General features: G+C 44.3%; 17 protein-coding genes. 8 read left to right on the top strand and 9 right to left on the bottom strand.

All coding sequences use genetic code 11. The features are described from left to right. Nucleotides 1-65: 65 nt before the first annotated feature. A complete protein-coding gene (locus AABW11_RS04515; protein WP_340103590.1) occupies nt 66-890 on the bottom strand; it encodes a formate/nitrite transporter family protein in 825 nt (274 codons plus the stop codon). 1,216 nt (nt 891-2,106) lie between these two features. Between AABW11_RS04515 and AABW11_RS04520 the strand changes: the two genes are divergently transcribed. Next, nucleotides 2,107-3,090: a hypothetical protein gene (locus AABW11_RS04520; protein WP_340103591.1), complete on the top strand. Its 984-nt coding sequence runs from the start codon at nt 2,107-2,109 to the stop codon at nt 3,088-3,090. A 144-nt stretch (nt 3,091-3,234) separates the two neighbouring features. Beyond that, nucleotides 3,235-3,660, top strand: a complete 426-nt coding sequence (locus AABW11_RS04525) for a cupredoxin domain-containing protein (protein ID WP_340103592.1) — start codon at nt 3,235-3,237, stop codon at nt 3,658-3,660. Between the two features lie 193 nt (nt 3,661-3,853). Here AABW11_RS04525 and hemF read toward each other — a convergent pair whose 3' ends face one another. From hemF to hemH, 6 genes are all read right to left on the bottom strand, one after another. Continuing rightward, on the bottom strand, nt 3,854-4,762 hold the full coding sequence (hemF, locus tag AABW11_RS04530; RefSeq protein ID WP_445263740.1) for an oxygen-dependent coproporphyrinogen oxidase: 909 nt from the start codon (nt 4,760-4,762) through the stop codon (nt 3,854-3,856). Between the two features lie 173 nt (nt 4,763-4,935). After that, nucleotides 4,936-6,051, bottom strand: coding sequence for a uroporphyrinogen decarboxylase (hemE, locus tag AABW11_RS04535; protein WP_340103594.1), 1,116 nt, complete (start codon nt 6,049-6,051; stop codon nt 4,936-4,938). Nucleotides 6,052-6,174: 123 nt separating this feature from the next. Next, a complete protein-coding gene (locus tag AABW11_RS04540; RefSeq protein WP_340103595.1) occupies nt 6,175-7,413 on the bottom strand; it encodes a uroporphyrinogen-III synthase in 1,239 nt (412 codons plus the stop codon). A 72-nt stretch (nt 7,414-7,485) separates the two neighbouring features. After that, complete coding sequence (gene hemC / locus AABW11_RS04545; protein ID WP_340103596.1) at nt 7,486-8,406, bottom strand: hydroxymethylbilane synthase; 921 nt, start codon at nt 8,404-8,406, stop codon at nt 7,486-7,488. Further along, entirely contained in the window at nt 8,406-9,659 is a 1,254-nt protein-coding gene (gene hemA, locus AABW11_RS04550; protein ID WP_340103597.1) for a glutamyl-tRNA reductase, read from the bottom strand. The genes hemC and hemA overlap by 1 nt, the downstream gene beginning before the upstream one ends. A 4-nt stretch (nt 9,660-9,663) precedes the next feature. Continuing rightward, a complete protein-coding gene (gene hemH, locus AABW11_RS04555) occupies nt 9,664-10,785 on the bottom strand; it encodes a ferrochelatase (RefSeq protein WP_340103598.1) in 1,122 nt (373 codons plus the stop codon). 325 nt (nt 10,786-11,110) lie between these two features. Between hemH and AABW11_RS04560 the strand changes: the two genes are divergently transcribed. After that, complete coding sequence (locus AABW11_RS04560) at nt 11,111-11,749, top strand: aquaporin (protein ID WP_340103599.1); 639 nt, start codon at nt 11,111-11,113, stop codon at nt 11,747-11,749. Nucleotides 11,750-11,900: 151 nt separating this feature from the next. Here AABW11_RS04560 and AABW11_RS04565 read toward each other — a convergent pair whose 3' ends face one another. Both AABW11_RS04565 and AABW11_RS04570 read right to left on the bottom strand, forming a co-directional pair. Next, nucleotides 11,901-13,307, bottom strand: a complete 1,407-nt coding sequence (locus tag AABW11_RS04565) for an ATP-binding protein (protein ID WP_340103600.1) — start codon at nt 13,305-13,307, stop codon at nt 11,901-11,903. Beyond that, entirely contained in the window at nt 13,304-14,005 is a 702-nt protein-coding gene (locus tag AABW11_RS04570) for a response regulator transcription factor (protein WP_340103601.1), read from the bottom strand. Before AABW11_RS04570 ends, AABW11_RS04565 begins: the two co-directional genes overlap by 4 nt. A gap of 112 nt (nt 14,006-14,117) precedes the next feature. Between AABW11_RS04570 and AABW11_RS04575 the strand changes: the two genes are divergently transcribed. From AABW11_RS04575 to AABW11_RS04595, 5 genes are all read left to right on the top strand, one after another. Next, complete coding sequence (locus AABW11_RS04575) at nt 14,118-14,912, top strand: SDR family oxidoreductase (protein ID WP_340103602.1); 795 nt, start codon at nt 14,118-14,120, stop codon at nt 14,910-14,912. A 455-nt stretch (nt 14,913-15,367) separates the two neighbouring features. Then, on the top strand, nt 15,368-15,832 hold the full coding sequence (locus AABW11_RS04580) for a hypothetical protein (RefSeq protein WP_340103603.1): 465 nt from the start codon (nt 15,368-15,370) through the stop codon (nt 15,830-15,832). Nucleotides 15,833-15,836: 4 nt separating this feature from the next. Next, entirely contained in the window at nt 15,837-18,593 is a 2,757-nt protein-coding gene (locus AABW11_RS04585) for a cation-translocating P-type ATPase (RefSeq protein ID WP_340103604.1), read from the top strand. A 197-nt stretch (nt 18,594-18,790) separates the two neighbouring features. Next, nucleotides 18,791-19,999, top strand: a complete 1,209-nt coding sequence (locus tag AABW11_RS04590) for a cation:proton antiporter (protein ID WP_340103605.1) — start codon at nt 18,791-18,793, stop codon at nt 19,997-19,999. Nucleotides 20,000-20,209: 210 nt separating this feature from the next. Continuing rightward, nucleotides 20,210-21,577 (top strand): MmgE/PrpD family protein, encoded by a 1,368-nt coding sequence (locus AABW11_RS04595; RefSeq protein WP_340103606.1) that lies wholly within the window; start codon nt 20,210-20,212, stop codon nt 21,575-21,577. Nucleotide 21,578 lies beyond the last annotated feature (1 nt).

Genomic DNA, 21,578 nt, shown 5'->3' on the forward strand with positions numbered 1-21,578 from the left:
GATTAACCTTATTTAAAATCGATTTCGGATTGATTCCAAAGATGTGATTATATGTGTTGTCAAAGCTAAGATTCTCTCTGGGCCTCTTTCTTCTCTGAAGGACTGAGAGCGTACCAGAATGGAAGCGCCACAAGGAAAATCCCGCCCAGGATATTGCCAATAGCTGCCGGAATAAGGTTCCATAAGATTGCGTTTTCCCAGCCAGGTCCCAAACCGGTAGGCATAATCAGGGAAAAGTACCCTATATTTGCAGGGCTGTGCTGAAAATTTGCAGCTACAAAAAGGCTGACTGCTAAAAACACAGGTATGTATTTACCAATAATAGTTTTGCCCATTATGGCGAATACTGCAGCCATCCCAACCAGCCAGTTTCCAAACACCCCGGAAATTACCGCCTGGAACCAGTGTTGATAATCATTGCCTTGAAAATAGGCCATTTTCTTATCAGTAATTTTGGTCAGTTCAGCGAGCACATCCTGCGGGTAATCATGGGCATAATTGATGAAGAAACCAACCAAAAATGCTCCGATAATATTTCCCAAAATAGCGATTCCCCAAAACTTCATGGCTCCAAAAGCAAGTTCATCAGCTCTGCAGTTTAATAGAGAAGCCGGCAGTACAACGTTTGTTTCTGAGAAGAGGTGCGCCCCGGTTAGAATCACCATAAAAAAGCCTACAGAAAAACCAAAACCCTGCAGTAGGAGGTTCAGGCCTGTAGATTCAACACCTGCGGATATAAGGACCGAAAAGAGAGCCCCAAAAGTAATAAAAGATCCTGCCATAATGGACAAAACAAGCGCCTTAGAAAAAGTGAATCCCTGTAAGTTCTGCCAGGTCTCCCGGCTCATTTCGCCTACTACTTTATGAATATCCAGAAATCTGTTTTCCATAATAGTTGAGTTCAATCTTGTAAGTTGAATTCTAATAGTCTTGAAAAGACAGGTATATCATGCCCACGTTTCAATTTTGTAAAGCTCACCTGAAGCAAGTTTCAGTTAACGTATAAATTAAGATAGTCGAACAGACACATACTTTTAAGGAATATTAGCTAAAGAAAGTATCACAAAAGAGTTCACGACTTTTGTAATAAATATGAAGGCAGGACCCTGGATTTCACGAGAGCTAATAAAACAGGCGCAACAAAATAATGATCGCTTCAAAAAGGCCATTGAATACTCAAATTCAGAAAGTGCGGGAGGCAAAGAGGCTTATTTCTGACAATGGTTTTGACTTTTTTATTACCGGAGAATAGTGAGTCCATGAATAAATCAGATAGCTAATCTTTAGGCTTACTAGTGTCATGTCAATTCACATTTGTCGAATAAAGACCTGAGCATTCCCGGTAACTAAACATTAAAACTGTCAACCTAAATCAGGAAAAGACAGTGTTTTTCTGGTCCCGATCCCTCGGGATGTCAGCGTCAAAAATCACCGCTGTCAGATCCCCCATAGGGATCCCTTCGGGGCAGTGGGTGCTGACAGGTTGCTTACGACAATTCATATTTGACTTAACACTAGTTCAAAAAAATAAAATAAGAAATAGAGGTGTTTTTTTCGGTGAAATAATGAATTTGTGAAATTTCATTTCTGTTATTAAAGTGTACAAATTCAAGGAGAGCTTTTACCGCATTTTCGTTTTCCAGCAGTTATTTACTAAATGTGAACTCGAGATTTTAAGGAGACGACTGGACAAATATGTTATATGATCTTGACCACTTAATGATAATATTGTTACAAAATTAAAGGACTCGAATTTTAAGTTATTAGAGAGATTAATTTCCAAGAGTGTTAATGATGAGATTAATGGATCTTTTCAGGACATCGTCTGATCGGTCTAATATTATAGCCTTTTCTATAGTAAGTTTTAAACGCGTTGAAAGCAGACTGTATAGTAAGATGGTTTATATAGGTTGATGATAAATTATAAGCTAATACCTAAACAAAGTAGGTGATTCAAGTATGTTAAAGAGAAGAAAATGAGGGATATGTGACCAGCTATTTACGATCAGAAAAGTTCAAGTTATAACTGAACCTTTAGTCACAATATTTGTCGCTGCATAATCACAGCTAAGTCAACTAAATCTAAAAAATAATCGGAGAACTATTATGAATTTCATCAAACAAATCTTCAGAAAGAGTCTGTTATCAAACGCATTATCTGTATTAATACTGGTGGGTTTATCAGGGTTGGTTCTGCCTGCAGATGCCCAGGATAACCAGCAAATGGAAGAGAAGGTTGAAATGTTACAGGAAATGGCCCCATACGATGGATACCTTCAGGCTCATATGAATGCTCAGCCTCAGGAACTGCTTGGAGGGCCTCTTGAAGTGAATATAAGTCAAAACAGTGGCGGTGTATTTGTCATTCTGCCTTCAAAAAGGGAATTGGATCCGAATGTGTTCGGAACACCTGACATGCCACGTGCATTCGCAGGAACACCGGGCATTAACGGGCTTCCACCGGCAGCACGCGGTGTAAGTAACGGTGAGTATACCGAGATGAAAAATCCATCGCCTTTTGGGGATGAGCATATTGTAATGGCTAATGGTAATTTAAATATTGAAGCACTTGATGCTACCGCTGCAGATGCCTCAGAAACAGAGGATGAGGTACAGTTTATGGCAAGCTGGGAAGACGGGCAGGGTAATACCTACGAGGTGCGCTGCTGCGAAATGCTTGCCACTCACGGTGTTGAATTCCCAACGTTTGGCGGAGTTGTTACGAATACGATTCTTCATGGTGCGAGCCGTGTGGGTACAGCCCTGATGCCTACTGAGTACACTTATTTTGCATTCTGGGGAATGGGACAGGTGCTTAAAAATGGTGATGTACTGGATCAGCCCCGCTTAATTCATGGAATGCTCACTGAGTATGTAAGAAAGGAGGGATACGAACTGGCCTTTGATAATGAAGTGACAGCGGGTCGTAAACACTTTCACTTAATGGTTCCACCCATGATGCCACAAATGGAACAGGGTAACTTCGTCCATAAAAATGTGGAAACCGGTTTCGAACTCGAAAATGGAATGCAATTGCCTTTCTGGCATGTCATGTTCGAAAATCTTGAGATTAACTCAAGCCGGCAATAAACGGTTTTGAAGTATTCATTAAAACTGTCCTGTGGAAACTTTGAAGCAGGACGGTTTTTTAATTCACAATTCCGCCAAATCTGTGCTTCGCAGCATAATGAATTCAAAAGATATTGAAAGATAGGAGAACGGAATATGACACGAATGAAAAGCTATTTTATAAGTGCACTTATTTTTTTGTCAATCATTGTTCTATTAACCGGGAATGTGTTCATTAATAACACATTATCTGACGAAACGACAAGGGAATATAATACTGCTGAGCCCGCCGATACTGTGGGTATGACCAATACAATGAAGTTTGACGCTGATACGGTTAGAATTGAGGCTGAGGAAACAGTCGTGTGGAAAAATTCTTCACTTCTTGCACACTCTGTTACTGCAGATCCATCGGAATCTACCATAGATGGAAGTGCAGAACTTCCGGAAGGTGCCGAGCCTTTCAATTCCGGAATGATGGACCCGGAGGAGACTTTTTCCCACACATTTGAGGTGCCCGGCACCTATAAATACTTTTGCATTCCGCACGAGGGTGCAAATATGTACGGTTGGATAATTGTTGAAGAATAAGAGTAATCCCGGCTGGCCGGAATTAATAAGTTTCTCGAGAAGGGCGAAAGAAATATAACATCCATGAAATTTAGAATTTCGTCAACTCCGCTTAAAATCTTCTGTTCCTATTGACAAAATAAGCCTGAACCCGACATTTTATCTGCCAATTATTAACGATCTTCCGTCTTCCGTCTTCCGTCTTCCGTCATTGTTATACCCACTCTCTTGGACTCTTCAGCACATCCACAAGTTCTGCTTCTTTAGTACCTTTTTCAGGATGGTGATCATAATCCCATCTCACTTCCGGCGGCAGGCTCATCAGGATAGATTCAATCCGTCCGTTGGTTTTTAGACCAAACAACGTGCCGCGATCGTGAACAAGGTTAAATTCCACGTAGCGTCCCCGGCGAATTTCCTGCCAGTACCGCTGTTCCGGTGTGAATGGTAATTTTTTTCTTTTTTCGGCAATAGGGTGGTAGCTTTCAATAAACGCATCGCCAACATCAGTGGTGAAGGCATACCAGTCATCAAGAGACATCTCATCGGTTGCCCTTCTATAATCAAAAAAGAGTCCGCCAATCCCTCTGGCTTCGCCGCGATGGGAGTTATAAAAATACTCATCACACTCTTTTTTGAACTCCGGGTAGAAGCTGGAGTGATGACGATCGCAGGCTTCTTTTAATGTCTTATGAAAATGTTCAGCGTCTTCTTCAAACAGATAATAGGGCGTTAAGTCCGCACCGCCGCCAAACCATCCATCCACCGCGTTGTCCATTGATTCATCATCATAGAGTTCGAAGTAACGGAAATTGGCGTGGACGGTTGGCACCATCGGGTTTTCGGGGTGCAGCACGAGTGACACCCCCCCCGCCCAGAACCATCCGCTATCTACATTGAAATGTTTTTTGATGGGATCAGGCAGTTCTCCCCATACCCTGGAGACATTCACGCCGCCTTTTTCAAACACATCTCCTTTTTCAATGACTCGTGTACGGCCGCCGCCGCCCCCCTCGCGATCCCAGTCGTCCTCTTTAAATTTGCCGCTACCGTCAGTCTCCTCCATCGCGGTACAGATTTTATTTTGAAGATCGTCGATGTAATTGGAGAAATTTTGTTTGATTTGTGACATGTGGAATTAATTGGTTTTACGTTCAATAAATCCCCTATAATGAGGGGAAAGTCGAATAAAAAAAGCGCACCGTGCTTTTCGGCAGAGCGGAGAGTGTGTTTACGGTGCGTTGATGGAATTCCTGAGTTTAGTCTCGATTTCTAGCCCCGCTAACACACCCCTGATCAAAGCCGCTGTACACGGTTTGATCTGTCCCCTCTCGAGAGGGGATTTTCACTTTTCACTTCTGCCTTTTCACTCCCATACTCTTTCACCGTATCTACAAATGCCCGTGCATGATCCACCGGGATATTTGGTAATATGCCGTGACCAAGATTGGCAATATACTTTTGAGTGCCAAAGCGATCAAGCATTCGCTTGGTATGTTTCACGATTTCGGGAATGGGTGAGAGCAACCGTGTGGGATCAAAATTGCCCTGAAGTGTGATATTGTTCCGGGTTTTTTCCCGCGCGTATTCCGGGCTGATAGTCCAGTCGATACCAAGGGCAGATGCCCCGCTTTTGTAGCCGAGCCGCTCGAGTGCATACCATGATCCTTTTGCGAAGAGAATCACAGGCACATCTTTAATCGACTGTGTGATTTCGATCAGGTAGGGGAGGGCCCATTCGTTAAAATCATCGGGACTTAGAAGGCCGCTCCAAGAATCAAACAGCTGGATCGCCTGAGCTCCAGCCTCAACCTGTGCCTGAAGATAGTCGATGGTGGCTTTGGTCAGCTCTTTCATCACATGGCGGGCCGCATCAGGATGCTGAAACAGAAACGCCTTTGCCTTGTCGAAGTTCTTGGATCCTTCGCCCTGAACCATATAGCAAAACAGAGTCCAAGGAGCACCTCCAAAGCCGATAATCGGAACTCTTCCGTTGAGCTCATGACGAGTGAGTGTGATCGCTCTCATCACATGATCCAGCTTCTGAGGTACATCTTCAGCTAAGATAGAAAACGCATCATCTTCTGTTTTGATATTGTTTTCAAGCACAGGCCCTTTCCCTTTCACAAGATCCACATCAATTCCCAGCGCTTGTGGAATGGTGAGGATATCGGAAAAGATGATAGCGGCATCCGGCTCCAGCTCATCAATGGGCTGCAGGGTGATTTCGCACGCCAGCTCGGGCGTTTCAACCCGTTCAAAAAACGTGTATTTTTTTCGAAGCGTCATGTACTGAGGCAGATATCGTCCCGCCTGCCGCATCATCCATACCGGTGGGCGCTCCACGTGTTCACCGTTTAGTGCTCGAAGAAACAGGTCGTTTTTAAGTGCTGGGAAGTTATGTGGCATCATGGTTTTATGAGATTATAATTTGGTGAAGAGTGTCCATCCGCCGGCTGGCGGAGGTCAATGGGGGATGATAATCGGAGCGTTGAATCTAAATGGTAACCTTTAAAGGTTTTAAGACCTTTCTGCTCACCCCCCTGCACCTTTGGAGCTTTCCCCCTTCTCACGAGTGATCCCTTTGGGGGAAGGGGGACTGGGTTTATTGTCCTCAGCGGGTTTAAGTTTTTTTATCCAATACAAAATTTCACTTTCTACGTTTCTTAAATCGTTCATCACGTCATCATCAGTAAACCTGAGAATTTTGAATCCTGCTTCCTCCAGCTCAGCCTGGCGTTCTTTATCTTTCTTCCATTGCTGTTCAAATTCATGAGAATATCCATCGAGCTCAATGATGAGCTTTAAATCTTTACAGAGAAAATCTGCGATATAGTTTAGAACCGGGCGTTGGCGAAGGAATGTGTAACCGGTATGTTTGCCCCTGAGAAGTTCAGACCATAACCGGATTTCTGCTTTTGTGGAATCGTTTCGGAGGTTTCGGGCGAGGTTTTTAAGGTTTTTGTTGTAATAAAGATTGTTTTCATCCCCCATTGCCCCCTTCAAAGGGGGACACTTCGCAATCGGTTCTTTCCCAGTCTCCCCCAAAACCCTTGCCACAAATTTCAAAAATACTTCTGTGTCAGGTTGGGGGCTGATGTGGACGTGCTGGCCGGACTCGATACTCAGCTCTTCTGCAGTCGTGGGGCCGATGGCAAATAGTTCGGCAGAATTTTCAAGCCTGAAACCGCCACTGTGACGGAATGCCTGTACTGAACTTGGACTGTAAAACAATATTCCATCAAATGAATCAAGGTCAGACAGATCTATCTGGTTCAATTCTGTTTTATAAACAACAATATCTTTAACGGTGATGTCCGATTCAGTCAAATAATGCCGGAGCTCATCACGCCGTTTGTTGCCGCAGAAATGAAGTATCAGTCGGTTTTTCATTGCAGGGTCATTCAACACATCATCAATGATGAGATGTGCCAGGCCAACGCCATTTTGCTGATCCGGTATTTTTATCCGACGGAACCCGGCTTCTACGAGAGCCTCTTTTGTTTTTGATCCTACCGCATAGACCGGGGCATCTTCAGGCAGGTCGATACCTGCACGCCTGAACTGATCAATTGCCTTTACTCCATTTTGACTCGTAAAGACAAAAATGGATTGATCAGCCTGTTCAACGGCCGTCTGAACCGAAAGCCAGTCACTTCGGTATTCGATGTTGATAGCCGGCTTCATTACAACATGCAGATTCAAATCCCCGGCCAACGCCAGTTGCTCTGCCGATAATTCGCGCGTTATAAAAATGCTGGGTGACGTAGACATGATCTGATCACCGATCCGTCTGAGTTAAAGTTATGAGACAATATTTTAGAGCAAACAAAAAACCGGTAAGATCTATTTTTTCATCTCTTCAACAAGCTTGTCAGCTCCTTGTGAGAGAAGTTCTTGAGCTGCTTTCCGGCCAAGACCGCCTGCACTTTTTGCCGGTGCAGAAAGTTCAATATCGTAAGAGAGTGAACCGTCCGTTTTTAGTGCTGCGGCTTTCAGGTATAGCGTATCACCGCTATCGTTAAGCCAGGCGTGTGCTCCCACTGGAGCACTGCAACCCGCCTCCATTTCGTTCAGCAGTTCGCGCTCAATACCGGTGCAGAGATTGGTTTCGGCATGATTCAGATTTGAGGTGATATCGATCATTTTGTCGTCATCTTCGCGTACCATCACCGCCATCGCACCCTGGGCGGGCGCAGGAATCATCCAGTCCAAATAGTCTGAAATATGGTGATCGAGATTGATTCGTATCAAACCGGCAGCTGCAAAAATAGCGCCGTGCCACTCTTTTTCTTTCACTTTTCGGAGGCGTGTATTTACATTTCCCCGGATATTCGTGATTTCATGATTAGGATAGCGGTGCAGCCATTGAGCCCGCCTTCGGTTGCTGCTGGTGGCGATGACGGCCTGAACGGTTTCATCATTGAGAAAGTCGATTCCATCGGGGGCAACTAGCGAATCGCGCGGATCTTCCCTTTTACACACAGCCGATACAACAAGGGGTAGTGGATTGTCGGTTGGTAAATCTTTGTAGGAGTGAACGGCAAGATCAATCTGGTTGTCGAGCAGGGCATCATCAAGGGCTTTTGTAAAGACACCTTTGCCCCCCATTTCGGTCAGTGGAGTGGTCAGGTCAATATCACCCTCCGACTTTACGAAAATAAGCTCAGTTTCAAAGCCAAGAGCTTCCAGTTTTCCCGCAACATTTTTGGCTTGCCAGGTGGCAAGTTCGCTTTCCCGGGTACCAATTCGGATGAGATCAGCCATTAGCTTTCTTCCGATTCCAGTTTGAACATATCGGAGACCATTTGCGCTACATCGTCGCTTTGGTGATGGTCTCGTAAATGTTCAATACTATACGCGGCAATTTTATTGACAATTCGCCGCGTGAGGTTATCGATTTTTTCCTGATCGTTGGCACTGATTTTATTCTTAAAAAAATCGAATTCATCTTCTCTGATGGATTCAAATTTTCGGGTCAGTGCTTTGATGGTAGGAACAACTCTCTGCTCATTTATCCAGAGCTGATAATCAGAGAGTTCCTGTTCAATAATTTTTTTCACAAGCGGTACTTCTTCTTCACGCCTTTTATACGCTTCATCTGTTACATCCCCGAGCATATCCATATTGGCGACATCAACAAAATCGAGACGGGCCACATTGGGATCGATATTCCGGGGAACCGACAGATCAAGCATTACTTTAAATTTCGGATTCTCCATCGAGGGACGCATATGTTCCGGACGGATAACAGGTTCAGAGGCACCGGTTGCCACAATCACGAGATCCGCATCGGCAATTTGTTCGGGAAGACGATCCATATCGGCCACTTCAAGATTAAAGCGATCGGCCACAAATTCAGCACGATCTCTCGTGCGATTGATTAACGTGAGCTTGCTTGCCCCCAGGTTAATCAGGTTCTTACAGGTTACTTTTCCGATCTTGCCGGTTCCGACAAGCAAAATATTCTTGTTGGCAAGGCTATCAAATGTTTGGGCTGCAAACTTCACGGCAGCATATGCAACGGTTGCCGCCCCGTGGCCAAGAGATGTTTCGTTACGCGATCGTTTATGCGCTCTGAACACATGCTGCATCAGCCGGTGCATTTCACCAGACACCACGCCTTCTTTACTTGAAAGCTCGTATCCTTCTTTTACCTGCTTCACAATCTGGAGGTCTCCCAGGATTTGGGAATCGAGGCCGGTTGCAACCTTAAAAATGTGCTCGATGGCCCGAGGCCCCTCAAGTTCAAATCCGTATTTATGAAATTCATCCAGGTTGCCGTCTGAATAGTTGGTGAGCAGCCGAATAAGTTCCTGGGCAGTCGCACCATTCGCAATAATTTCAGTTCTATTACAGGTTGACACAACAAAAATACTGTGGATGCCTTCGCGCCGGGCGGCATCAAGAAAGAGCCGTTTCCGAGAATCATCAAGGCTAAATTTCTCCCTGACCTCCACGGGGGCATCCCAGTGGTTAATTCCAATAAGCGTAAAATCGTTTATAGTTGGATGGATCATCCCGTTATGCAGTTACTTCTTTTTTGTTGCTTTTCTCTTGTTCCCATTCAACGTCAGATGGATTCACTTCGTGTTTCAAAACCCGCAGAGATTCCTCGGCAAGTGCCTTAATGTAAAGCGGGTGATCATTTAACCCACTCATCACCTTCATACTCTCAAATTCGAATCCTTCTTCCTCAAGATCTTCCACAAGTTCTACGCCTAGTTCGTACAGCGTCTCAATATGGTCGGTCACAAACGCGATCGGAATCATCAGAAAATTCTTTATTCCATACTCAAGATGCCGCCGGACCAGATCTTCAGTATTCGGTTGTGTCCATTTTTGAGGGCCCACTTTAGACTGGAAACCGAGCCAATAGGAGTGCTTTTCTTCCCGGCGCTCCATCACGGCTTCCATTGTTTCTTTCACTTCAACAGTGTACGGGTCGCCGCTTCGGACTTCAAGCAGTGGTGTGCCGTGAGCACTGAAAATAAGATGTGTTTTTTGCCGGGTTTCATCATCAAGCTCAGCCAGTGCCTCATCAATTCGGTCGTTAATTGCCTGCAGGTAACTTTCGTTTCGGTGATAATTCTTCACATGAAACTGTTTCCACGGTGCGCCTTGCTCGCCAAATTTTTCTTTTTCCACATCTTCCCAGTCACGAAAACTGCTTCCGGTAGTGGTCCAGGAAAATTGCGGATAAAGCGGCATCAAAACCGTGTGAGTGATATCATCCTCAACCATATCATCCATGATAGTATCGGCAAATGGCAGCCAGTAACGCATACAGGTATAAACTTTAACCTCTGCATCCGGCATAATTTTTTTGAAATATTTTTCAAGCCCGCGGCGCTGAGCTTCTGTAAGACCATTAATAGGAGAGCAGCAGTTCGATACAACTTTATTTTGACGATTGGTACAATGCTTATTTCCGGTACATCCTTTGGGGCATCCGTTAATTTCTTTGTAATCTTCGGCTACCGATGGAGCTCTTAATTTAGAGATAACATTTGAGAAAAGTTTTTGAGTAACTCCTCCTCCAAGTTTAATGATATCTTCATCCTGAAAGAGGTTTTTCAGGAAAATACGGACGTTGTCTTCGCGAGTCGGGCCGCCAAGATTCATTAATACAATGCCAATTCGCATAAATTACGTATGTTAAAGTTGTTTTGGGGGTTTATAACAACCCTAAACTAACTCTTTTTTTGTGAAAATAGAGTGAAGAGAGCCTCATCAGATTCAGTCTAAATAAGAAATATCGCCGGGACAATCTCTCCGCCAGCCAGGGAAGACTGTTATCCTGCACTTTCAGTAAAATTATAAATCAAACTGAGGTAAGTAGCTAAAGACTTTAAATTTAGAAGTAAATATCGCTGAATTGATACCAGATTTTGCCGATAATTAGGATTAGATTTGGCTTGATAAAGCCAGGTAGTCGTCGTTACCCATTTTTGATTCGTTACCATACACTATGCTCAGATTTCTTACAGAGGGGTTTGGAACATTGATGCTGGTTCTTGCAATTGGAATATCCACCGACCCCATTGCAGCCGGACTAATGCTGATAATCCTTCTTTATATCGGACACACGTTTGCTGATGTGCACCTCAATCCTGCCGTTTCAATAGGGGTGTGGACCCTTGGCAACGATTCGACATCTGCCCTTTTGTCCCGGGTCTCGGGGCAGTTTATCGGTGCACTGGGTGGTGCATATCTTACCCTTTGGATCGCCCTGATACCATATGCACCGGAACCGGCTTCTTCAATAGGAGTTGCAATGTTTATTCTGTTAGAATTTCTGTTCAGCGGTCTGTTTGTTCTGCTGTTTTTGTTGATGATGTTTCCTGCTTCAATGCGGACAAGGACGCTTTTCGGTGTAATAATAGGGGTTGGGTATTCTGCCTGCCTGATGGTTGTGGAACCTCTTATCGGTTTCGGGATGCATCCCGCACTAAACACGGCGTTTTCAATTGTTGATTATACAGAAGGAGGGATGAGCTATCTGCATCTGCCGGTTTACTTGTTTACACCACTTGTGGCCGGTATTCTTAGCGCACTTCTTCATAAGAAATTGATGATGCCATCAACAACCGATCAGCAGGCAAAATAAAATGTTTAAACCTTAGTTAGATTGATAATGTGAGTTGGTTGCAGTAAAAAAGCAACCTCATTCAAAAGGGGGAGCATTTTTGACCTGATTTATAATCGAACTAATATTAAGAAGGTCGGTAGCTCTCACTTAAAAGTACTCAGCGCGAGCGTCACGCCCTATGCGATTCCGGCTTTTCAATCGTAAACCAAAACAGCGATCCTTCACCCGGGGTGCTTTCAATATGAATGGCCGAGCCGTGGGCGGTGAGTATACTTTTTACAACTGACAGGCCCAGGCCGGTTCCGCCTTTATCGCGTGAACGGGCCTTATCTGTTCGGTAAAAACGGTCGAACAACCTCGAAAGATGATCCTCGGAAATCCCGATTCCCGTATCTTCAACTTTTACGGTGAGATCAGTTTCTGATTCGTTCAGAGAAACCTTCACATATCCCTCATTGGTATATTTGATGGCGTTCGAGACCAGGTTTTCAATTACTTGCTCTATTTTATTAGGATCTGCAAACACTATAACCGGTTTCTTGTCTACAATCAGGTCAAGGCCTTTATCGGCTGCCTGGCTGCGAAACATTTCCTCAACATCTTCAAGCGTCAGCTGCAGGTCAAATGGCTTTTTCTCGATGAAATAGCTGTCTGAATCATATCGCTGAAGAGTCATCAAGTCTTTAAAGAGCCGGTTTATTCGTTCAGTTTGTCTGGATGCCGTCTCAAGGTATTTTTGCTGCTGTTCCTGAGGCAGGTTCTTGAGCTGCAGCATCTCAAGTGATCCCGAAATTGTGTGCAGCGGATTACGGATTTCGTGCGTGATATCGGCAAAAAACTGGCGCTGACGGTCGTACAGGTTTTTGAGGGCTTCATTGTCTGCCCGCAGCCGTTCTGCCATCCGGTTCAGAGATTTTGCAAGTGCGCCAAATTCATCTTTCCGGTCAAGCTGAAGTGTGCGGTCTACATTTCCTTCTGCGATATCTTTAGCGGCTGATTCGAGCTGGATGATTGGTTTGGAGATCGATCTTGAAAAAAGGACGCTCACCAATATCACAAGTCCTATCGATATAAACATACCGGTGTAGATGATCCACCGGATAGTTTTTATCGGTTCATAAATCTGATCTTTCTGAATGCTTACCTGGATGTAACGGGCAGGATTTACAGATCCTTCGATTGCATTAAAGGCAGTTATACGTTCTCTGTCTTCATCGTCTAAAATCTGAATGTTGCCGCTGTTTCGAAGCTGAGATCGTTGTTCTGCGGGCAGTTCGTCGCGTCCAAAAAAAGTGTCACCGTACGGAACTGATGCAAAAATTTCCCCGTCTTCATCATAGATTGCCAGGCGGTAGCCGGAGGTGCGTGCCGCTTCATTCAGGTTTGTCTCGAACTGCTCATTATTCTGGAGGTTTTCAATCGTAATAGCAAGCCATTCGGTGTCGTTCCGAATCTGCTCTTCACCCTGGTTGAGCAGGTAGTTTCGAATAAACAGGATGGAGTAACTGCTGATGGCGGTTATGCCAAATATTAGAAGCAAAATGAACGTCCATGCAAGTTTCGCCCGAATGCTCATGGTTGATAAATATCTCTGTTTAGGCCATACCCAAGACCCCGGTAGGTTTTGATAACGTTGGATGAATCGCCCATTTTGAGCCTCAGATTTTTTACATGAACATCCACGGTGCGGTCAAATACGAATTTATCGTCATCACCAATATGCTCAAGAATCTGCTGGCGGCTGAAAACCATTTTGGGATTTTTAAAGAAAAGTTCGGCCAGTGCATACTCTGTGGATGTGAGATCAATACGTTCTTCTTTCCGGTAGAGGTCTTTGCCCACAGTATCGAGATAGAGATCACCATATTGAATCCATTTGCTGTGCTGTGGCTGCTGACGCCGCAAGAGAGATTCAACGTGCGCTTTTACCAGTTTCAGGCTGGCAGGTTTTGGGATGTAATCATCCGCCCCCAGCTCAAGCCCTTCAATTTCATCCTTTTCTTTATCGCGTGCGGTCAGAAAAATTACGGGTATACCCGATAACACAGGGTGCCGCCGTATTCTCTTGCAAATTTCTTTGCCGTCGATAAATGGCACCATAATGTCTAAGATGGCAAGATCTATTACATCTGCTCGATTTTCTATGAGTGATACGGCTTCTTTGCCATCATAGGCAACTAATACATCGTAATCTTCCATTTCAAGAAAATTTGCGAGCATATCTGCCGGTTCTTTTTCATCTTCAACCAAAAGAATAGTGTGTTTCGGGTGCATAAGTTCTGTTCATGCGTTATTATTTGTGAAAGAAAATAGCGAAAAGCTAGCGGATAGTTCAATCGTTGAGCATCTATTTTGGATTTGTCTTTTCAACTAAAAAAATGCATCAATGTACTACGAAAATAAGGTTGTATGGATTACCGGCGCGTCATCTGGAATCGGGGAAGCACTCGCGTATGCGCTCAACGAAAAGGGGGCAAGGTTAATTCTCTCGGCTCGCAGAACGGATGAGCTTGAGCGGGTGAAATCTAATTGTAAAGGAGATCCGGACAACATAGCGGTTCTTCCGCTCGATCTTACGGATACGGATTTATTAGCGGGTAATGCAAAACAGGCAGAATCACTGTTCGGTAGCGTGGATATTCTTTTCAATAATGGCGGCATCAGCCAGCGTGCACTTGCCCTGGAGGCTGAGTTAGATTCAGTACGAAGGCTGATGGAAATTAACTTTTTCGGGACTATTGCACTTACAAAAGCGATAGTGCCGGGCATGATTGAGAGAGGCCATGGACATGTGGTGGTTACCAGCAGCGTGATGGGGAAGTTTGGTACAAAATATCGCTCAGCCTATGCAGCTTCTAAACACGCGCTGCACGGCTGGTTCGATTGTCTTCGGCAGGAGGTTATCGATCAGGGCGTGGATGTAACGCTGGTATGCCCCGGCTATGTGAAAACAGATATTACCAAAAATGCGATTACTGCCGATGGCTCTAAATTTGACAAGATGGGCAGTGCGCATAAAGAGGCAATGACACCCGAACAATTTGCAGATAAGCTCCTGCCTAAAGTATCAGCCGGAAAAGAGGAAATCTACATCGCCGGAAGAGAGATCTGGGCTGTTTACTTAAAACGGGTTTTTCCAAGTCTGCTCAATAAAATCCTGAGGCGCATAAAAGTTACGTAATGGAGTGCGTTCGCGGCGGACAATTCTCTGAAGAATTATGACCGGCAATATTGCTCAGTTATAATTCAATCTTCTGAGAAGCCTGGTGTATTCTTAGCTCTTTGATATACCAAAATGGAATCATTTTCTGCTTATATGCCTTTTTTAAAGTAAGAGGTTTTGAAAATTTCTTTTAATCTGCATTTTATTTTTGAGCTGTAAATGAGAGAGTTCTTATTCTAAATGGAGACGGGAGGGATAGTAATCAGGTTCCGCATAGTTAAACAGGTTTATTTGTCATGGAAAGTACTCTGGTAAAACTCCTGCTGTTGCCTTTAAAGAGTGTTATATAAATAACTCAAGAAGATTATTAACCTGTCATGGGATTAATAATAGAGTCTTTGATAAGAGACTTCATTTTGTGCCATTTGAAATTTTAGATTGAAACACAGAATATTACACAAGAATAAATCGAGATGAATAAAACTGTTTTCGGTACTAAGGAATTTGAGAAGCCTTACATCAGACACTTCAATAATCAGCAGTATGAATACCAGTTCACCCATCAAGCTCCAGATGCAAAAGCTGTTAAGCTTGCAGGCTACAGCAATTTGATAATTGTTTTTCCTGTTGATGGCCTCTCATCACCGGTCATCCGCAAACTGATTAAAACAGATGATCTGACTGAACCTGTAAAGCAGGGTGGCATAGAATGCGCCGGCCTGTTTGTTTACGAAAATGGAAAAGGCCTCTTCTTTTATGATCATAAAGAGGAAAGCCTGACTGATGCCCGGTTCACGTATCTCCCGGCGAATTCCGATATTCGGATTACCGGCCATCCGGCATTTGCCACTGAGGAGGCGTTTACCAATTTGTATGAGATGATCATGGATGCTATTACTGCATTGAAAGAGGGCGAAGAACCGGGAAATCAGCTATAATCCGATGCCATACAAAGCCGAAGATGCAAAACTTTACGATGCTCATGCCCGTGCACCACAAGAGGTAGTTGAGGGATTATCTGCCGACATTGGAAAAGGTCTGGATGATGAAGAAGTGAAAAAACGATGGGCTAAGCACGGGCCTAATAAACTTCCCAAAAAAGAAGAGGCCAGCGCTTTTAAGATCTTTATAAAGCAGTTTAAAGACTTCCTGATTCTGATTCTTTTTATAGCGGCCGGTATTGCCTTCATGGCTGATCACTTAATTGATACATACATCATACTGGCGGTTATTCTTTTTAATGCTGTGATGGGATTTATTCAGGAGTACCGTGCCGAACAAGCCGTGGAAGCCATCAAAAGTATGGTGAAGCATGAAGTAACGGTTTTGCGCCACGGTGAACAGGTTACCCTTACCCCGGAGCAAGTGGTGATGGGAGATGTGCTGCTACTAAAAGAAGGCCAGTCCGTAGCTGCTGATGCACGCATTATTGATACTCATAATCTGCGTACAAACGAATCTTCCCTGACAGGAGAATCGGAACCTGTTGTCAAAAAAACCGAAAAAATTAAAGAGGGTACAGAGCTTGCTGACCGGAAAAATATGGTCTGGAAAGGAACCAGCGTGGTTAAAGGATCAGGGAAAGCTATTGTAACAGCCATAGGTGCAAAAACGGAAATTGGGAAGATTGCGAAGTCTCTGAAAGAGATGGAAAAGACCGAATCCAATTTCCGAAAGAAAACGGCCAAACTGGCGCAGAAAATGGCTGCGTTAGCTATTTTTACGGCAAGTATCGTTTTTATACTCGGATATTTTGTTCGTGGTTTTGATTTTGAACAAATACTGCTGGTAACCATTGCAACATTAGTCTCTTCCATTCCCGAGGGGCTGCCTGTGGTCATTTCGATTGTTCTGGCCATTGGCGCTAACCGCATGGCTAAACGTAATGCAATTATCCGGGAATTCACGGCCACGGAAGTGCTTGGGTCTGTTTCAACCATCCTTACCGACAAAACCGGTACGATTACGCAGAGTGTTCTTACGGTGAAAAAAATGTTTGGCGGAGATAAAAAAGAGAGGGAAATCACCGGCCTCGGTTATTCACTCGACGGAGCGATTCAGGAGAATGACAGCAAAGTGGTTACGGCCCGTGATGGAGAAATAATACTCAAAAACTCTCTCATCGCCCGCTTCGGAAACAAAGCTTTCATCAAAAAAGAAACTGATGAAAAGTCCAATGGGGAAGAAGAACTTTCGGTAACTGGCAACCCTACAGAACTTGCTTTACAGGTTCTTGGACGGAAAAGCAGAATTGATGAGCTTGAACCCTATAAATTCGTAGAGGAACTGGATGATATCCCTTTTAATTCCGAACAAAAATATCGTGCAAAGCTGGTTCAAACCCGAGAATCGGAAAAAATAATGCTGGTAACCGGCGCGCCGGAGAAACTTCTAGACTACAGTTCTGAAGTGTTAACCGACAAAGGCACTGAAAGCATGAATCGGCAGCTTAAAGAGGAGATTGTCCGAAAAAATGATGAGTGGGCCGACGATGCGATGCGGGTATTAGGTCTGGCACACAAATATATGCCGGAAGATACAGTGGAAATCAGTACCTATGATGTAAAAGATCTGATCTGGACAGGCATTGTGGGTATGATTGACCCGTCTCGTCCTGAGGTGAAAGAAGCGATTGCCGATTGCAGGCGAGCGGGAATTCGGGTGATTATGGTCACGGGAGATCACGCCAAAACCGCCGCTGCCATTGCACGAGACGTTGGGATTTTAGATGAACAGCGTGGCGGGAATAATAATGGTTATCCTCAGGCTTTAACGGAAAGTGAGATTTCGAAGCTTGGTGATGACGAACTGGACGACATGATTCAGCATGTATCTGTTTTTGCGCGGGTGAGTCCCTCCACAAAATTACGCGTAGCAGAAAGGTTGCAGGAAAGCGGAGAGCTTATTGCCATGACCGGAGACGGGGTTAATGATGCACCTGCATTAAAGAAGGCTGATGTTGGCATAGCCATGGGACAAAAGGGTACTGATGTAGCAAAAGACGCTGCCCAGATTGTCTTGTCAGATGACAATTTTGCCAGCATTGTAAAGGCTATTGAGGAAGGAAGAATTGTCTTTAAGAATGTAAAAATTACAAGCTATTTTTTATTGACTACAAACTTTGCGGCAACATCAACTCTAATTGCAGGATTATCCCTGGGATTCCCTGTCCCCCTCACAGCCGTCCAAATTCTTTGGGTGAATATGGTAACCGACGGAATTATGGATGTGGCTTTGGCAACGGAGCCGGGCCATGGAGAGATGATGGACCGGAAGCCTATCAAAAAGAACGAGCATATTTTAACGTGGGATGTCGTTCCTTTTCTTGTGATCATGGCGGCTCTTATGGTCACGCTGGCGATCTATGCGTTTAGTTACTTTCTGCCCAGGGGAACCGAAGCGGCTCGGGCTGGAGCATTTGTAGCGGTTTCATCAACCCAGATTTTCAATGCATTCAATATGCGACACTTGCATAAGTCGGTATTTAGCATTGGTATTGGCGGCAATAAATGGATCAATATCGCTTTTATCGTTTCCGTAATTCTTCAATTAGCGGTGATTAAAATTGACTGGTTTCGGAATATTTTCGGATTTGGCGAGATAAGCTATCTGGAGTTTGCAGTTATATTTCTTGGGTCAAGTATGGTTTTACTGGGTGGTGAGATTTATAAAAAGATCCGGAAGACATTCGGAGTTTAACAAACCTCGTGCACGTTATGATATTGAATCCCATAAGTAACCTTTAAAGAATGACACTAATGAAAATGAGTATGAGGACAAGGACAAACAGTATTATCACCATTTTGTGGAAGTCTCGGTTAAAGCTGAGTTCTTTTTCATGGGTCAGTTTGTACGGAACCGGAGTTATATTACAGTAAATCATTAAAAACAAAGAAATGGAACCCAATCTGTCGATATTTATATTACTTGGTCTGTTACTTTTCTTTGGATTTTTTGCAGGGCAGATTGCCGATCATTTCAATTATCCGCGAGTGGTAGGCTATATTTTGATTGGCGCTGTATTTTCACAGGATCTTCTCGGGCGGTATTTTATGTTTCACGAGAATCCTCTGATGGAACTGGGGCCTGAGCTCGCCACCAAATTTGCACTCGGCAGTATTGCTTTCCTGATTGGTGTGGAACTGGAGCCTGACCGGATCAAAAAACTTGGAAAAACTGTTTTCTTCGGTGCGTTCGGACAAGCGTTGTTTTGTGTTGCGGTGCTTGCCCTGGGAATGTGGGGGTACATGACATATTTTAGTGAAGGTCCCGCCGACCTGATATTGGGTTTGGTAATGGGCACAATTGCGGCTGCTTCGGCACCTGCCGCTACGATGGCGGTTATCGAGGAATATAAAGCAAAAGGACCACTGACGTCAACCGTTCTTGGCATTGTAGCTGTGGACGATGCACTGGGGATTATTCTTTTTACTTTTGCCGTGGGATTAGCCGGACAGGGTAGTTTAGCCGGTAATTTGGGCAGTGCGGGTGTTGAAGTATTGGGATCCATTGTTCTTGGTTGTGCCCTCGGGGCAATACTTGGCTTGGCCGGTAAACGATTTCAGAATCAGAACTTCAGACTGGCGCTAATCATTGCCACAATTATATTTTTTATAGGAATTTCATCCTACTGGCACCTTTCTTATCTCCTTACGGGTATGGTAACAGGATTGGTTTCAAAGCTTGTTTCGTCTTTCGAAACTGAAGAATGGCACAAGCCTTTTGGACATATCGAGGAGACAATATTTCTGCTGTTTTTTACCGTTGCCGGCTATGAATTTGTATTTAGTGTTTTCACTCAGTCTCTTGGATTCATTTTCTGCTACATTATTTTCAGGATTTCAGGAAAATACACCGGAGCATGGATCGGCGCACGTTTAGCGGGAGCGGAAAAAGACGTGGGGCGAAACCTGGGTCTCGCGCTGATGCCCCATGCAGGGGTAGCCATTGGGCTGGCTCTTCTGGCAAAGTCCACTCCTGGTCTGCAAGAGCATGGTCAGCTTATACTGAATACCATTTTAGGAGCTACCATATTCTTCGCAATAGTAGCCCCCATTCTAACTGAAAAAGCATTGCAGAATGCAGGTGAGATCGATAAGAAATAATGAATCTAACCCGGAGAATACACACATATTATTCTTGCTTATTGCTACTGTAAATCTTTCAAAACTCCGGGTAATATTGAAGGGGTTTTGAATGGTGAGATTTTATATAATGTTACATTAATAACAAAAAGAGATAACAAAATCCGACTTTTAACTCGGTAAGAAGTCAAGATCTTTAGCAGAGGGAATAAACATTTAAAACTCGAGAGAATGATTGTACACGAATTGACATCATTTATTAAAAAAGCATCATTTCGTAAATTATCTGATGAAGCCGTTAAGCAACTCAAAATACATCTGCTCGATTCTGCGGGCACAGCCATCGGAGCTATTGAAGGTGAGCCGGTTCAGGCCATTCGTAACATGATTGATGACTTCGGAGGTTCAGAGATGTGCTCACTGATTGGTGGCGGCAAAACAACACCTGATCGCGCGGCCCTTTACAATAGCGGGCTGATCCGCTATCTCGATTTTAACGACAGCTACCTGGCCAAGGGGGAGACCTGTCATCCCAGTGATAATATCGGCGCAATTCTGGCCGCCGGAGAGGCCACAGGTTTAAGCGGCAAAGAGTTTTTGGCCGCATTAGCCGTCGCTTACCAGGTACAGTGCCGCCTGAGTGATGAAGCCCCCGTGCGCGATAAAGGATTTGATCATACCACCCAGGGATCTTATGCCGTGGCAGCTGGCGTTTCGAAGGCATTGAATTTGGATGAAGAAAAAACCGCCAACGCCATAGCCATAGCCGGGACCGCGCTAAATGCTCTTCGCGTGACACGAACCGGCGCTCTTTCAAATTGGAAAGGGTTGGCTTATCCGCACACGGCTTTCGGCGGAACTCATGCAGCTTTTCTGGCTAAATATGGAATAACAGGTCCGCCGGCTGTTTTTGAGGGAAATAAAGGATTTATGGATTCTATCGCCGGAGATTTCTCGATTGACTGGAAATCAGAAGATCTGGAACGTGTGACAGATACCATCATCAAAAAATATAATGCGGAAATTCATTCACAGTCATCTCTCGAAGGAATGATTGAGCTGAAGGAGGAGCACGGTTTTACAGCAGAAGATGTGGAAAAAATTGAGATTGAAATCTTTGATGTAGCGTTTCATATCATCGGTGGCGGCGAGGAAGGCGATAAGACTATTGTTCGAACCAAAGAGGAGGCCGATCACAGCCTGCAGTACATGGTTTCTGCGGCGCTTCTCGATGGGCCCGTGATGCCTGAACAATATAAAAAAGAGCGCATCGAAGCCGATGATATACAGTCGCTGCTGAAAAAAGTGAATGTATCACCGAATCAGGAATATGGCGATCGTTTTCCTGATGAGATGCCTGTAAAACTGACGGTCCATCTTAAGGATGGAAATACCCGCCAAATTGAAAAGAAAGACTACGAAGGTTTCCACACGCGTCCCATGAGCTGGGAAACCATCATCCAAAAGTTTGAAAAGTTGGCTGAGCCTTTTACAACAGCCGATTTGAGAGAAGAAATTATCAATACTGTACAAAATTTTGAAGAACACTCTGTGGACGATCTGACACAGTTACTTGCAAAAGTTGAACGATCGTCCTGAG

This window comes from Rhodohalobacter sp. 8-1, from assembly GCF_038150125.1.
Lineage (GTDB): Bacteria > Bacteroidota > Rhodothermia > Balneolales > Balneolaceae > SW132.

Bases quoted from the DNA above. Each gene is read 5' to 3' on its own strand.
- AABW11_RS04515 (WP_340103590.1), bottom strand. From the start codon at position 890: ATGGAAAACAGATTTCTGGATATTCATAAAGTAGTAGGCGAAATGAGC.
- AABW11_RS04520 (WP_340103591.1), top strand. From the start codon at position 2,107: ATGAATTTCATCAAACAAATCTTCAGAAAGAGTCTGTTATCAAACGCA.
- AABW11_RS04525 (WP_340103592.1), top strand. From the start codon at position 3,235: ATGAAAAGCTATTTTATAAGTGCACTTATTTTTTTGTCAATCATTGTT.
- hemE (WP_340103594.1), bottom strand. From the start codon at position 6,051: ATGATGCCACATAACTTCCCAGCACTTAAAAACGACCTGTTTCTTCGA.
- AABW11_RS04540 (WP_340103595.1), bottom strand. From the start codon at position 7,413: ATGTCTACGTCACCCAGCATTTTTATAACGCGCGAATTATCGGCAGAG.
- hemC (WP_340103596.1), bottom strand. From the start codon at position 8,406: ATGGCTGATCTCATCCGAATTGGTACCCGGGAAAGCGAACTTGCCACC.
- hemA (WP_340103597.1), bottom strand. From the start codon at position 9,659: ATGATCCATCCAACTATAAACGATTTTACGCTTATTGGAATTAACCAC.
- hemH (WP_340103598.1), bottom strand. From the start codon at position 10,785: ATGCGAATTGGCATTGTATTAATGAATCTTGGCGGCCCGACTCGCGAA.
- AABW11_RS04560 (WP_340103599.1), top strand. From the start codon at position 11,111: ATGCTCAGATTTCTTACAGAGGGGTTTGGAACATTGATGCTGGTTCTT.
- AABW11_RS04565 (WP_340103600.1), bottom strand. From the start codon at position 13,307: ATGAGCATTCGGGCGAAACTTGCATGGACGTTCATTTTGCTTCTAATA.
- AABW11_RS04570 (WP_340103601.1), bottom strand. From the start codon at position 14,005: ATGCACCCGAAACACACTATTCTTTTGGTTGAAGATGAAAAAGAACCG.
- AABW11_RS04575 (WP_340103602.1), top strand. From the start codon at position 14,118: ATGTACTACGAAAATAAGGTTGTATGGATTACCGGCGCGTCATCTGGA.
- AABW11_RS04580 (WP_340103603.1), top strand. From the start codon at position 15,368: ATGAATAAAACTGTTTTCGGTACTAAGGAATTTGAGAAGCCTTACATC.
- AABW11_RS04585 (WP_340103604.1), top strand. From the start codon at position 15,837: ATGCCATACAAAGCCGAAGATGCAAAACTTTACGATGCTCATGCCCGT.
- AABW11_RS04590 (WP_340103605.1), top strand. From the start codon at position 18,791: ATGGAACCCAATCTGTCGATATTTATATTACTTGGTCTGTTACTTTTC.
- AABW11_RS04595 (WP_340103606.1), top strand. From the start codon at position 20,210: ATGATTGTACACGAATTGACATCATTTATTAAAAAAGCATCATTTCGT.